9 protein-coding genes are annotated in these 13,970 nt (G+C 72.6%); 7 read left to right on the top strand and 2 right to left on the bottom strand.

The genetic code is table 11. The annotated features are described in order from the left end of the window. Positions 1–83 precede the first annotated feature (83 nt). Entirely contained in the window at positions 84–977 is an 894-nt protein-coding gene (locus ACSU6M_RS17860) for a hypothetical protein (RefSeq protein ID WP_437070740.1), read from the top strand. Here ACSU6M_RS17860 and ACSU6M_RS17855 read toward each other — a convergent pair. Beyond that, complete coding sequence (locus ACSU6M_RS17855; protein ID WP_437070739.1) at positions 877–2,217, bottom strand: PLP-dependent aminotransferase family protein; 1,341 nt, start codon at positions 2,215–2,217, stop codon at positions 877–879. The genes ACSU6M_RS17860 and ACSU6M_RS17855 overlap by 101 nt on opposite strands. A gap of 76 nt (positions 2,218–2,293) precedes the next feature. Between ACSU6M_RS17855 and ACSU6M_RS17850 the strand changes: the two genes are divergently transcribed. After that, entirely contained in the window at positions 2,294–3,073 is a 780-nt protein-coding gene (locus ACSU6M_RS17850) for an alpha/beta fold hydrolase (RefSeq protein WP_437070738.1), read from the top strand. A gap of 33 nt (positions 3,074–3,106) precedes the next feature. Then, positions 3,107–5,044, top strand: coding sequence for an FUSC family protein (locus tag ACSU6M_RS17845; RefSeq protein WP_437070737.1), 1,938 nt, complete (start codon positions 3,107–3,109; stop codon positions 5,042–5,044). A gap of 11 nt (positions 5,045–5,055) precedes the next feature. Here the strand turns inward: ACSU6M_RS17845 and ACSU6M_RS17840 are convergent, their stop codons facing one another. Then, the gene (locus ACSU6M_RS17840) at positions 5,056–7,134 is read right to left on the bottom strand and encodes a PhoX family protein (RefSeq protein ID WP_437070736.1); all 2,079 of its coding nucleotides are present in this window, start codon (positions 7,132–7,134) and stop codon (positions 5,056–5,058) included. A gap of 226 nt (positions 7,135–7,360) precedes the next feature. Here ACSU6M_RS17840 and ACSU6M_RS17835 point away from each other — a divergent pair, with 226 nt between their 5' ends. The 4 genes from ACSU6M_RS17835 to ACSU6M_RS17820 all read left to right on the top strand — a co-directional run bounded on the left by ACSU6M_RS17835 (position 7,361) and on the right by ACSU6M_RS17820 (position 13,968). Beyond that, on the top strand, positions 7,361–8,983 hold the full coding sequence (locus ACSU6M_RS17835; RefSeq protein ID WP_437070735.1) for a VWA domain-containing protein: 1,623 nt from the start codon (positions 7,361–7,363) through the stop codon (positions 8,981–8,983). A gap of 124 nt (positions 8,984–9,107) precedes the next feature. Next, the gene (gene metG, locus ACSU6M_RS17830; RefSeq protein WP_437070734.1) at positions 9,108–10,826 is read left to right on the top strand and encodes a methionine--tRNA ligase; all 1,719 of its coding nucleotides are present in this window, start codon (positions 9,108–9,110) and stop codon (positions 10,824–10,826) included. A gap of 94 nt (positions 10,827–10,920) precedes the next feature. Next, a complete protein-coding gene (locus tag ACSU6M_RS17825) occupies positions 10,921–11,286 on the top strand; it encodes a PH domain-containing protein (RefSeq protein ID WP_437070733.1) in 366 nt (121 codons plus the stop codon). A 270-nt stretch (positions 11,287–11,556) separates the two neighbouring features. Further along, the gene (locus ACSU6M_RS17820) at positions 11,557–13,968 is read left to right on the top strand and encodes an FG-GAP-like repeat-containing protein (protein WP_437070732.1); all 2,412 of its coding nucleotides are present in this window, start codon (positions 11,557–11,559) and stop codon (positions 13,966–13,968) included. Positions 13,969–13,970 lie beyond the last annotated feature (2 nt).

The following is a 13,970-nucleotide window of genomic DNA, read 5'->3' as shown; positions in this document are numbered from 1 at the left end:
GCCTCACCCCTGCACCACCCCTGCCTCACCCTGCCGGCCGCCCCCCGCTCGCGCCCCCGCCCCGGACCCCCTTGCCTGGAAGGGTGTCCCCCCGCCTGAGAACCGCCCTGTCGGCCCTGTTCGTCTCCCTGGCCTGTCTGCTGCTGCCGTTCGGCGCGCTGGCGGCGTGGGTGGCGTACGGCCTGACGGACACGGGCAGTTACGTCCGCGCGATGGCCCCGCTCGCCGCGCACCCGGCCGTGCGGGACGCCGTCGCGCACACCCTCGGGGACGACCTGGCCAGAACGCTGGACATCGACGCGGAGACGCCCCGACTGCGCGCGGCGATACGGTCGTTCACCGCGACCCCGGCCTTCCGCGCGGGCTGGGACGAGGCCAACCGCTCCACCCACCACGCCGTGCTGCGCGCCCTGCACGGCACCCGGTCCGGCCCGGTCACCGTCGATCTGGCCCCGGCCGCGGCCCGCGTGGAACGCCGACTGGCCGCCGACCACGTGCCGTTGGCGCTGCCCCTGCCGCAGCGCCGGGTCGCGGTGGTCCCGGCCGACGAACTGGACCGGATGCGCAAGGGGTTCAGGGTGCTGGAGGTCGCCGGGTTCTGGCTGCCGTCGGCGGCGGCCGTCCTCGCGGTCGCCGGGATCGCCGTCGCCACCTGCCGCCACCGGGCGGTCACCGCGACGGCCCTGGGCACGGCCGCCGGCGGCGCACTGCTCGGCGTCGCGGTGGCCGTCGGACGCCGGCTCACCGTCGCCGACCTGCCCACCGAGGTCTCCGCGGCCGCCGGGGGCGCGGTCTACGACGCCCTGACCGGGACCCTGCGCACGGTGTCCTGGCTGCTGCTCGGCCTCGGGCTGACGGTGGCCGCGGCCGCCGTGCTCACCCGGCACCTCGGCCCGGCCCGCCTCGGGCGAGCCCGGCGAGGGTCCCCAGCGCCCGCGCCAGATCAGCCTCCGGAGCCGACGCGAGCCCGAGCCTGACCGCGTCCGGGGTACGGCTCGGATCGACCGCGAACGCGGGGCCGGGGGTGACGGCGATGCCGTGTGCGGCGGCCGCCGCGGCGAAGGTGTCGGCCCGCCACGGCGCGGGCAGCTCCCACCAGGCGTAATAGGCGTGCGGGTCGGACCGTACGGCGAACTCCGCCAGCCGCTCGGCGACCAGCCGCTGCCGCCGGGCCGCGTCCGCGCGCCGGGCCGCCACCAGCCGCTCCACGGTCCCGTCCGCGATCCACCGCACCGCCGCCTCCAGCGCGAACCGCCCCGCACCCCAGCCGCCCGACCGCAGCGCCGCCGCCACCGCCGCAACCCGCTCCGGCGGTACGACGAGGAAACCGACGGTCAGTCCGGGGGCGACCCGCTTGGACAGCCCGTCGACGACATGGACGAGGTGCGGGGCATGGATGGCCAGCGGGGTGGAGCCGGGGTGAAGAAAGGACCAGATGCGGTCCTCGACGACCGGCAGCCCCAGGTCGCGGACGACTCCCGCCAGTTGCCGGCACCGCTCGCCGGTCGTCGTCACCGAGGTCGGGTTGTGCAGGGCCGGCTGGAGGTAGAGGGCGGACAGCGGGGCGCGGCGGTGGGCCTCGGCCAGGGCGTCGGGGCGGGGGCCCTCGCTGTCGCAGGGGAGCGGGACCAGGCGGATGCCGAGCCGGGCGGCGATCTCCTTGACCAGGGGATACGTCAGCTCCTCGACGCCGAGCCGGCCGCCGGGACGGACCAGGCAGGCGAGGGCGGCGGCGATGGCCTGCCGGGCGTTGCCCGCGAACAGCACCTGTCCGGGGGCCGGGTGCCAGCCGGGGGCGGCCAGCAGGGCGGCGGCGGCCTCGCGGGCGGGCGCGGTACCGGTCGCGGGGGCCGGGCGCAGCGCCTGGGCGAGCACGTCGGGGCGGCGCAGGGCCTCCAGGGCCGGGGCGAGCAGCTCCTGCTGGCCGGGCGTGGCGGGGTAGTTGAGCTCCAGGTTCACCGGGGCCGCGGTGTCCGCCTCGGTCAGCGCGCGTCCGCCCGCGGTGGGCGGGGCCGCCCGGACGAAGGTGCCCCGGCCGACCTCGCCCACCACCAGCCCGCGGCGCACCAGTTCGCCGTAGACCCGCCCCGCGGTCGAGGCGGCGATGCCGTGCCTGCGCGCGAACGCCCGTTGCGGCGGCAGCCGTCGGCCGGGGGCGAGCCGCCCCGAGGCGATGTCCGCGGCGATGCGGTCGGCGATGCGCCGGTAGTCGTCCATACGGGTCCCCCTGACATTGCACCGAGGGCAAAGATCTTATTGCGCCGAGGAGTTGGGCCCGCCTAGGGTCGCACCCATGGCACCCTTCCTCGCATACGAGGACAAAGGCACCGATTCCTCTCGGGTCCCGCTTGTCCTCGTCCACGGCCACCCCTTCGACTGCACGATGTGGGCCCCGCAGATCGAGGCGTTCTCCGCCGGGCGCCGGGTGATCGCCCCGGACCTGCGCGGCTACGGCGCCTCCCCGGTGGTCCCCGGTGTCACGCTCCTGGAGCGTTTCGCCGAGGACATCCGGGAGCTGCTGGACGAGCTCAAGGTCGACACCTTCGTGCTCGGCGGGCTGTCCATGGGCGGCCAGATCGCGATGGCCTGCCTGGACCTCTTCGGCGACCGCGTGCGCGGCCTGCTCCTCGCCGACACCTTCGCCGCCCCGGAGACCGAGGAGGGCAAGCGGCACCGCAACGCCATGGCCGACCGGCTGCTGCGCGAGGGCATGCGCGGGTACGCCGACGAGGTGCTGGAGAAGATGGTCGCCCCCTACGCCCACCCGGACGTCAAGGCCCACGTCCACCGCATGATGACCGCCACCGACCCGCGGGGTGCCGCCGCCGCCCTGCGCGGCCGCGCCGAGCGCCCCGACTACCGGCCGGTGCTCGCCCGCGTCACCGTCCCGGCCCTCGTGGTGGTCGGCGCCGACGACGAGTACACCCCCGTCCGCGACGCCGAGGCCCTGCACGCCGCCCTGTCGGACTCCGCCCTGCACGTCGTCGAGGGCGCCGCCCACATGCCGAACCTGGAGCGGCCGCAGGAGTTCGACGCGGCGCTGGCCGGGCTGCTGGCGCGGGTGGACGACTGAGGGCGATCACCGGCAGATGCCCATAATGGGCGCATGTCCCGCGAGCTCCCCATCGGCCTGAGCCCTCCCGACTGGCTGGTGCGGAACCTGCGGTCACAGCCCGCCGCGCCGCTGAACAAGCCCGCCGTGGCCCGGGCCGCGGTCGCCATGACGCTGCCGCTGGCGCTGGGCCTGGCCGCGGACCGCCCGGCCTACGGGGCGCTCGCCTCGATGGGCGCGCTGTCCGGGGTCATCGGGGACACCGCGGACGCCTACCGGATGCGGATCCTGAACATCGCCGTGCCGCAGCTCTTCGGCGCGGTCGGGATCACCCTCGGGTCGCTGGTGCACGGGCACGGCTGGTTCGCGGTCGCGGCGGTGACGGCCGTCGCCCTCGTCTCCGGGATGATCTCGACGATCGGCGCGGTCGCCTCCGTGTCGGGGCTGCTGCTCCTGCTGAACGCCGTGGTCGGTGCGGGCCTGCCGATGCCGGGCCGGTGGTGGCTGGCGCCGCTGCTGATGACCGGCGGCGGGCTGCTGGTGCTGGTGCTCGCCCTTCTGGCCTGGCCGCTGCGCTCCGGGGTGCCGGAGCGGGCCGCCGTCGCCGGCACCTACCGCGCGGTCGCCGACCTGCTCGCCGCCTGCGCGACCGACGGCTACGACGACGCCCGGCACACCGTCACCCAGTCGCTCAACCAGTCCTACGACCTGGTCCTCGCCCGGCGCACCCGCCACCACGGCCAGAGCCCCGACCTGACCCGGCTCCTGGCCCAGCTGAACTCCGTCACCGCGGTCGTGGAGGCCGCCCCGGCCGCCCATCTGCGCGGAAAGCCCCTGCCGAGCGAGGTCCCGGAGGCCGTACGCCACCTCGCCGAGGCCGTCCGCACCGGCTACACCGGCCCGATAGCGCTGGGCCTGCCCACCCCCACCGACGAGACCGGCCGGGCCGTCGACCACGCCCTGCGCCACACCGCCGACGTGGTCACCGCCCCCGACATCGACCCCCACGGCCTCGACGACCGCCTCGGCCGCCCCGCCGCCCTGCGCGTCCGGGCGGCCCGCGCCGCCCGCAACGTGATGCTGTCCGCCGCCTCCTGGCGCTACGGACTGCGTCTCGCGCTGTGCATCGGCATCGCCCAGGCCCTGGTCTCGCTCGTCCCCGTGCCGCGCTCCTACTGGGTGGCGCTCACCATCACCTTCGTCCTCAAACCGGACTTCGGCTCGGTGTTCTCCCGCGCCCTGCTGCGCGCCCTCGGCACGGTCGGCGGCCTGGTGATCGCGGCGGCCGTGCTCGCCGAGGTGCCCCGCGGCTGGTGGGACGTACCGGCGATGCTGCTGCTCGCCCCGCTGATCCCGGCCCTGACCCCCCGCGGCTACGGCTACCAGACCGCGGCGATCACCCCCGTGATCCTGCTCCTGTCGGACGTGCTGAACCGCCAGGGCACCGGCCTGCTCCTGCCGCGCCTCCTCGACTCCCTGATGGGCTGCGCGATCGCCCTGGTCGTCGGCTATCTGCTGTGGCCGGAGAGCTGGCGCACCCGCGTCGGCGACCGCCTCGCGGACGCGGTCGCGGACACCGCCCGCTATCTGGAGACGGCGTTCGGCGAGACGGAGGACCCGGCCGCCCGCGCCCGCATGCGCCGCCGCCTCTACCGCGACCTGTCGGTCGTCCGTACGGAGTTCCAGCGCGCCCTGACCGAGCCGCCGCCCACCGGCCCGCGGGCCGCAGCGTGGTGGCCGCTGGTCGTCGCCGTGGAGCGCATCGTGGACGCGACGACGGCGGCCAGGGTCCGGGTCCGCCACGGGGCCCCGCCACCGACCCGGGCCGAGATCACCCGGATCGTCCGCCAGCTGCGCGAACTGAGCGAGGGCGTGCGGGAGGCGGACGTCCTGACCGCTGTCCGCACGGACCTCACGGGCCCGGCGGACAGCGTCCTGGAACCACTGCGCCAGGAGGTGGCGGCCGCGAGGTGCATCACCTCGCCCAGATGACCGGTGGGTGCTCAGACCCCGATGTCGGAGCCGTCCTCACGCCACACGGCGACGACAGCGGGCCGGTTGATCTTCCCGGGCCCGTCGGGCCAGGCGCTCAGCGGCTTGTCCGCGCTCGCCCCGTCGATCTCACCGGGATGCTGCACGGCGACCACCACCCGCCGGCTCTGCACGATCGGCCCGCAGGTCTCCGCCCCGGCCGGCACCGTCAGGAACTGCTTCAGCTCACCCTTGCGGGAGCCCCGCGTGGCGACACCGAAGAGCCCGTCGTGCGAGCCGAGCTGGTTGCCGTCGGTGGAGATCCACAGGTTGCCGTAGACGTCGAAGGTCACGTTGTCCGGGCAGGAGATCGGGCTGACCTGGTCCTTGGGGAACCCGGCGAAGTAGGTGGCCGGGTCGTTCGGGTCGCCGGCGACGAGGAACAGCTTCCAGGCGAACTTCTTGCTGTCGGCCCGGTTCCAGCGCTCGGTCAGCTCAAGGACCTGGCCGTGCTTGTTGCCGATGCGCGGGTTGGCCTCGTCGACACCGGGGTTGCCGGTGGTGCCGCGGCGGGAGTTGTTGGTGAGGGCGAGGTAGACCTTGCCGGTGACCGGGTTCGGCTCGATGTCCTCGGGCCGGTCCATCTTGGTGGCGCCGACCTTGTCACCGGCGAGCCGGGTGAAGACGCACACCTCCTGCGCGGTCATCCCCTCGACGTGGCTGACGGCACCGTCCGCGGTGGCGGTGACCAGCGGGATCCACTCACCGGACCCGTCGAACTCACCGTCGGCCGGGTGCTTGCCGGTGCCGTCGATCTCGATGGCGGGAGAGTCGCCGGTGAGCTTGGCGACGTAGAGGGTGCCCTCGTCGAGCAGCGAGAGGTTGTGCTCGCGGACGGCCCGCGAGGTGCCCTTCTTCATCCGCTTGCTGCCGACGAACTTGTAGAAGTAGTCGAAGCGCTCGTCGTCACCGCTGTACACGACGGGCCGGCCGTCGTCGGTGAGCCGCACGGTGGCGCCCTCGTGCTTGAAGCGGCCCAGCAGGGTGTGCTTGCGGGGCGTGGACTGCGGGTCGTACGGGTCGAGTTCGACGACGTAGCCGAAGCGGTGGACCTCGTTGGGCTCCTGGGCCACGTCGAAGCGCTTGTCGAACCGCTCCCACTTGCGCTCGGTGGCACCGGTGCCGAGGCCGTAGCGCTTGTCGGTGGCGCGGGAGCCGTTGGCGAAGTACTGGTTGAAGTTCTCCTCGCCGTGCAGGGTGGTGCCCCACGGCGTGGTGCCGCCCGCGCAGTTGTTGAGGGTGCCGAGGACCTTGGTGCCGGTGGGGTCGGCGGAGGTCCGCAGCAGCTCCGAGCCGGCGGCGGGGCCGGTGAGCCGGAACGGGGTGGTGGCGGTGATCCGGCGGTTGAGCGAGTGCCGGGGGACGGGGAGCAGCTTGCCGTTCTTGCGGTTGCCCTCCACCGCGACGACGGACAGACCGTGCGCGGCCCAGGCGATCTCGACCTGCTCGCGGGTGGGGTTCTCGCGGTCGTAGCCAGGGAACATCAGCACCTCGTCGCTGTACTCGTGGTTGGCGACGAGGAGCTGGCGGCCGTACTCGGGCAGCGGGAGCAGGGAGAGGAAGTCGCAGTTGTAGCCGAACTGCTTGGCCTGCGCGGCGGCGGTCTGGTGGTGCGGATCGAACGCGGGCGCCCCCCGCAGAATCGGTTCGCCCCAGCGGATGACGATGTTCTGCGCGTAGCCCTCGGGCACGGTGACCTGGTCGGCGGTGTTCGGCGCGACGGGCGTGAACCGCAGACCCCGGGCGGCGCGAGCGGCGGTGGCGGCGGTGGCGGACGCGTCGGCCGCACCGGCGGCGGCCTGGGCCTGCGGGGCGCCGGCCGTGCCGACGGCGGTGCCCGCGGCGGCGGCCGCGGTGACGACGGCGGCGGCGCGCATCACGCTGCGGCGGCTGAGGGCGCCGGCGATGACATCGCCGACGTACTCGTTCGCGCTGGTGTTGGGCACCTCGTGGAAACAGGCGTCGCCGCAACGGAAACGGCAGGTCAGAGCGGACCGCCCGCCCGGATGCGAGTCGTTCGACGTCCTGATGATGGGCAGCTGCATGCGCACGTGGTTCTCCCCTGGCTTCCCCTGTTGTCTCAGCGCCACGGACGCTAGGAGTACGTCTGTGCGAAAGGGGAGCCTGGAGGTGAACTGCCGGTGAACGCGCCCCATCCGTCCGTCCCTCGGGGAGCGGACCCGCCCCTCCCCAAGATCTTCATTCCGGGCCGCTAACCTTACGTGTCCGTCCTGGCCAGGGATCTACGGGCATCAACTCACGCGAAGGGTTGCGCACATGGGCATTCTCACTCTCCTGCGGAACGCATTCGGCCGATCACGCACATCCCGCCCGGCCGAGCCGGAGGGTACGAACCCGCCCCCGTCGCACCCCACCCCGACACCGCCCGCGGAACCGACGGCCTCCGCGGAGCCGACGGCAACGGCCGAGCCGACCGCCCAGGTCCCCGAACCCCGCAAGCGCGAGGAACACGACCTCGTCGCCGCCGCCTTCGACAACGTCACGGTCCCACGGCCGACCCGCCCGACGGACAGCACGACACCGACCGAGCAGCCGGAGCCCGAGGCGACACAGAAGGACCCGACACCGGAGCCGACCGCCGCCGCCGAGGAACCGGAGCCGGCCGCCGCCGAGGAGCCGGAACCGGAGCCGACCGCCGCCGAGGAACCGGAACCGGAGCCGGCGAGCGCCGTGGAGCCCACGGCCGACCAGGACCCGGCGTCGGAGGCCGCCACCGAGGAGCCGGAGCCGGTGAGCACGGAGGAGCCGGCGTCTGCACCCGAGCCGGCCGCGGCCCAGGAGCCGGAGGCCGGGGTCGAGGTCGAGCCCGAGGCCGAGGCCGGGACCACGGACGACAGCACCCCGGAGCCCGAGCGGACGGCGACGACCCAGGAGGAACCCGCCCCCGAGCCCGACATGGAGGCGCTGGCGGAGATCGTGGCGATCGTCGAAGAGGGAACGACGACCCCCGAGCCGACCCCCGCCGAAGGCAGGGCCGAGGCCGAAGCCGAGGCCACGGAGCCGACCCCCGCCGAAGGCGAAGCCGAGGACACGGAACCCGCCCCCGAGCCCGCGGCCGCCGACGGCGAGACCGCCCCGCAGGGGCCACCCGCACCCGACGACGAAACCGGCACGGGTGGTGCGGGTGGGACCACCGAGTCCGAAGGCGAAGCCGAGGACACAGAACCCACCCCCCAGCCCGCGGCCGCCGAAAGCCGCACGGGTGGGACCACCGAGCCCGAAGGCGAAGCCGAGGCACCGCTCCCCAAGACCCTCCTCGCCGCCTACCAGGCCGCCGCAGCCGCCCTCACCACCCACCACCTCACCTCCACCACCGCCAAGGTCCACCTCGTCCTGGACCGCTCGGCCTCCATGCGCCCGTACTACAAGGACGGCTCCGCCCAGGCCCTCGCCGACCAGACCCTCGCCCTCGCCGCCCACCTCGACCCCGAGGCCCCCCACGCCACGGTCCACGTCGCCTTCTTCTCCACCGAACTGGACGGCACCGGCGAGCTCACCCTCACCGACCACGAGAACAAGATCGACGAGCTCCACGCCGCCCTCGGCCGCATGGGCCGCACCAGCTACCACGTAGCCGTCGAGGAGGTCGTCGCCCACCACCGGAAGACCTCCCCCGGCACCCCCGCCCTGGTGATCTTCCAGACCGACGGCGCCCCGGACGCGAAGACCCCCGCCACCCAGGCCCTCGCCGACGCCGCGAAGAAGCACCCCCACATCCACTTCGCCTTCGTCGCCTTCGGTGAGCACGACAACAAGGCGTTCGACTACCTGCGCAAGCTGAAGACCGGCAACACGTCCTTCTTCCACGCCGGCCCCGCCCCCAAGGAGCTCACCGACCAGGAGCTCTACGAGGGCATCCTCCAGAACTGGCGCCCGTAGAGATCACGGACCCGCACCGCCCCGGCCGCCCCTTCTCACCCTCCAAAACGAGAAGCGGGCGGCCCACCCATGTCGGCTACGATTTCAAGGTTCGAAAAACAACCGACCTGGGAGCAGCCAAACCATGGCTCGACACCTCATCACCAGCGCCCTTCCGTACATCAACGGGATCAAGCACCTGGGCAACATGGTGGGGTCCATGCTCCCGGCGGACGTGTACTCCCGGTACCTCCGCCAGCGCGGCCACGACGTCCTCTACGTCTGCGCGACGGACGAGCACGGCACCCCGGCGGAGCTGGCGGCCAAGGAGCAGGGCCTCCCGGTCGACGAGTTCTGCGCGCAGGCGCACGACGCCCAGAAGGCGGTCTACGACGGCTTCGCACTCGCGTTCGACTACTTCGGCCGCAGCTCCAGCCCCCAGAACGTCGAGATCACCCAGCACTTCGCCCGCAAGCTGAACGAGAACGGCTTCATCGAGGAGCGGGCGATCCGCCAGGTGTACAGCCCCACCGACGGCCGCTTCCTCCCCGACCGCTATGTCGAGGGCACCTGCCCCCACTGCGGCTACGACAAGGCCCGCGGCGACCAGTGCGAGAACTGCACCCGCGTCCTCGACCCCACCGACCTGATCAACCCCCGCTCGGCGATCTCCGGCTCCACCGACCTGGAGGTCCGCGAGACCAAGCACCTCTTCCTCCTCCAGTCCAAGCTCCAGCACGAGGTCGAGGCGTGGGTCGCCCGCCACGAGGACGACTGGCCGCAGCTCGCCTCCTCCATCGCCCGCAAGTGGCTGAACGAGGGCCTGCACGACCGCGCCATCACCCGTGACCTGGACTGGGGCGTGCCGGTCCCGGCCGACACCTGGCCGGAGCTCGCGGCCGAGGGCAAGGTCTTCTACGTCTGGTTCGACGCCCCGATCGAGTACATCGGCGCGACGAAGGAGTGGGCGGACCAGGACCCGGAGAACCGCGACTGGAAGTCCTGGTGGTACGAGGCGGACGACACCGTCCGCTACACCGAGTTCATGGCCAAGGACAACGTCCCCTTCCACACCGTGATGTTCCCGGCCACCGAGCTGGGCGTGCGCGAGCCGTGGAAGAAGGTCGACTACGTCAAGGCGTTCAACTGGCTGACGTACTACGGCGGAAAGTTCTCCACGAGCCAGAAGCGCGGCGTCTTCACCGACCAGGCCCTGGACATCCTCCCCGCCGACTACTGGCGCTACTTCCTGATCGCCAACGCCCCGGAGTCCGACGACTCGTCGTTCACCTGGGAGCACTTCACGGCGACGGTGAACAAGGACCTGGCCGACACCCTCGGCAACTTCGTCAACCGCGTGCTGTCCTTCAGCAAGAAGCGCTTCGGCGAGGAGGTCCCGGCCGGCGGCGAGCCCGGCGAGGCGGAGGCCCGCCTCGGCGAGGAGATCGCCCGTCTGCTCGCCGAGTACGAGCAGCAGATGGAGGCCCTCCAGTTCCGCAAGGCCGCGGCGGCGCTGCGCGCCCTGTGGTCGGCCGGCAACTCCTACCTGGAGGAGAAGGCCCCCTGGCTGGAGATCAAGACCGACAAGGACGGCGCGGCCCTCACCCTGCGCACGGCGATGAACCTGATCCACCTCTACGCGGTGGTCTCGCAGCCGTTCATCCCGGCGACCTCGGCCGCGATGCGCCAGGCATTCTCCCTCCCGGACGACACGGCCACCTGGGTCTCGCAGGACGAGGCGAAGTCCCTCACCTCCGTCCCGGCCGGCACCCCCTTCACCGTGCCCCCCGTCCTGTTCGCCAAGCTGACGGACGACGACCTCGCTGCGTACAAGGAGCGCTTCGGCGGGGAAACAGCCGCGTAACAGCCCTTCTCGGACCCCTCACTCACCAGGTATATCTGGCCAAGATCGCGCGGCCGACCGAGGCCCGCGACATCCGAGTGGGGGGTCCACTGTCATGGCTCTTTTCGGCAACGCACACCCGATCGACCCGGCCCAGGCCGCGCAGGACTACGCCCGGCTGCTGGGCCAGGGCGAGCAGGTGCACGCCGCCTACCTGCTGATCCGCGACACCATCCTGCTGACCGACCGCCGGCTGGTCCTGGTCGACAAGCAGGGCATCACCGGCAAGAAGACGGAGTACCACTCCATCCCGTACCGCTCCATCACCCACTTCGCGGTGGAGACGGCGGGCACCTTCGACCTGGACGCCGAGCTGAAGATCTGGGTCTCCGGCGCCCAGCTCCCGATCACCAAGACGTTCACCAAGGGCGTCGACATCTACGAGGTCCAGGCGATCCTCACGCAGTACGTGGCGCGGTAGTCAGCCGACGCGGGGGCGCATGAAGGCCGACCGGGGCCCAACTGCCTCGGTCGGCTCACGCGTTCCTGACCCAGCACCGCTGGTTCCCACACGCCGTTGATAAAGTCCGCACACTTGTGCGGGAGGTGTGTGTCCTTCCGCGGGGAGGAACCACACGTGGGCAGAATCGCCCTGTCGCGCCGCCTCGCCGTCGCAATCTCTGCGGCGGCGCTCGCCGTCACCGGTGGCGGCATTCTTCCGAGTCCGGCTGCTGCGGCTCCCGTCGCCCCCTTGGGCACGGCCACCGCCATCACCGGCACCGACATCAGCGCCTTTCATCGTGACCTCGTCACAGCCGCCGACGGCTCCGCCGTCGCGGTGTGGAACCAGTTCACCCAAGCCGGCAGCGCCGAGCGCAAGCTGTATGCCGCCGTACGCCCGGCCGGCCATGACACCTGGGGAACCCCTAAGCTGCTGACCACGACGCCGACCGAGGCCGGGAGCGTCCGGCTGCACGCCTCGGCGGACGGCAGCGTCACCGCCCTGTGGGTGGAGTTCCCCAACGAGACCAGGCCTGGCTCGGGCCCGTACAACACCCGGGTCGTCACCTCGGTCCTCGCGGCCGACAAGTCGGCCTGGTCCGCGCCCGTCGAGCTGGTCGGCACCGACAAGGGCTGGGGAGACGGCGGCATCGACCTCGCCGAGGGCCCCGACGGCACACTCACCGCCGTCTGGACCACCCACCCCGATGCCACCTCCCCCTGGGAGGTCAGCGCCGCCGTGCGCGCGGCCGACGGGACCTGGTCCGCGCCCGTCCAGCTGAGCACCGCCACCGCGGACGGGGCCCGCGCGGCTCTCTCCCCGAGCGTCGCCGTCACCAGCGACGGCACCACTGTCGTCGCATACGCCCAGCACCTCGGCGAGAGCGGGCAGGTGCTGACAGTGTCCCGGGCGGCAGGCAGCACCGAGTGGACCCGGCCGGTGGCGGCCACCGGCACCTACCAGTACGTATACCGCCCTCAGATCGCCTCGGCCGGCGACGGCACGGTGACCCTCTCCTGGCTCGGCCGCATCGACGAGTCGGTGCCCGAGGCCATCAACACCGCCGTCCGCACCGCCGACGGCACCTGGTCGGCCGCTCAGACTGTCACCGCCACGGACGACCTCGTCGAGACACCCGAGCCGCTCATCGGCCCGGACGGCGACGTGACCCTCGTCTGGGTCGATCGGACCACGACCACGACGTTCGGCACCCGCACCGCCACCCGCGAGGCCGACACCGGCGCCTGGTCCGCCGTACGGACTCTGTCCACGTCGTCCGTTTCCGAGTCGTACGACGCCGCCATCGGTGCTGATGGCACGGTACGGGCGCTGTGGCCGCAGTCGGGCGGTGGCAAGCGAGTAATGACGGAGGCGGTGCGCAGCGACGGGAAGTGGACGACCGCGGCCCACGTGCCCGGTTCCGCGAACGTCCATGTGCATGGCCAGGTCAGTGTGGGCGCCGACGGCACCGCCACTGCCGTCTGGTCCGGCATGGCGACCAGCACCGCCAACTGGCGGCTGTACGGCTCCCGCGACGCGTGGCCCACGCTGGCCGTCACCGGTTCCAATGTCCCGGGCACGGCGCCTCTCAAGGGCACCACCCCCTCCAGCACCGCCTGGACACCCATCTGGTCGCTCAGCAGGCCCACGTCGTCCTGGTCGCTGACGATCACCGATCGGGCCGGGCGGACACTCCGCACCCTCACCGGAGCTACTGCCGACCTGACCGTCCGGGCGGCCTGGAACGGCCGCACGACGGCCGGGGCCTACGCCCCCAACGGCCCGTTGACCTGGACGCTGCGGGCCGTACAGGAAGGCTCGGCATCCGCCGTCAAGCTGGCCACCGGCACGGTCACCGTCACCGGCGGCGCCGCGGTCTCCCGTGACTTCGGAGGCCCGTCGGCCACACCCGACGGCACCGGGGACCTGCTCACGCTCAGCTCCACCGGCGTCCTCAGCCACCAGTTCGGTAAGGCGTCCACCGGCACGTTCTCCGGCAGGGTGAGTGGCAGCGGCTGGGCGACGAACATCAAGGCGGTGCCGTTCGGCGACCTGAACGGTGACCGCTGCAACGACGTCCTGGTGCGCTACGGCAACGGTGCCTTGCGCCTGTACAAGCCGGCCTGCGGCAAGGCGGTGACCCCGTCGATGCCGTACACGACCTTGGCGACCGGCGGCTGGACGTCGTACGACGTGCTGACCTCCCCTGGCGACCTGACCAAGGACGGCCGCCCGGATCTGATCGCCCGCAACGCCTCGACCGGCACGGTCTACCTCTACAAGGGCACCAGCACGGGCAAGCTGTCGGCCCGTGTGAAGCTCCACGACAATTGGAAGACGTACAAGAAGGTCATCGGCGCCGGCGACCTCAACGGTGACGGCATCGGCGACCTGCTCGCCCAGGACACCTCGAACAACCTCTACCGCTACTACGGCACCGGCAGCGGCACCTTCGGCGCCCGCGCGAAGCTGTACTCGGCGTGGGGCAGCTCCTACAACGCCGTCGTGGGCGTCGGTGACATCACCGGTGACGGCAGGGCAGACCTGGTGTCCCGCGACACGGCAGGCGTGTTGTGGAGGCAGGCGGGCACCGGGACGGGATCGTTCGGAGCCCGGGTGAAGATCGGGACCGGCTGGGGCGGCTACAAGTCCCTGTCCTGACC

Origin of the sequence: Streptomyces sp. enrichment culture (assembly GCF_964272895.1) — a bacterium.
In the GTDB taxonomy this organism is placed as follows: Bacteria; Actinomycetota; Actinomycetes; order Streptomycetales; family Streptomycetaceae; genus Streptomyces.
Note: the sequence above shows the minus strand (reverse complement) of the source record. Positions and strands in the feature narration are given on the sequence as shown.

Bases quoted from the DNA above. Each gene is read 5' to 3' on its own strand.
- ACSU6M_RS17845 (WP_437070737.1), top strand. From the start codon at position 3,107: ATGTCCCGCGAGCTCCCCATCGGCCTGAGCCCTCCCGACTGGCTGGTG.
- ACSU6M_RS17850 (WP_437070738.1), top strand. From the start codon at position 2,294: ATGGCACCCTTCCTCGCATACGAGGACAAAGGCACCGATTCCTCTCGG.
- ACSU6M_RS17825 (WP_437070733.1), top strand. From the start codon at position 10,921: ATGGCTCTTTTCGGCAACGCACACCCGATCGACCCGGCCCAGGCCGCG.
- ACSU6M_RS17855 (WP_437070739.1), bottom strand. From the start codon at position 2,217: ATGGACGACTACCGGCGCATCGCCGACCGCATCGCCGCGGACATCGCC.
- ACSU6M_RS17835 (WP_437070735.1), top strand. From the start codon at position 7,361: ATGGGCATTCTCACTCTCCTGCGGAACGCATTCGGCCGATCACGCACA.
- metG (WP_437070734.1), top strand. From the start codon at position 9,108: ATGGCTCGACACCTCATCACCAGCGCCCTTCCGTACATCAACGGGATC.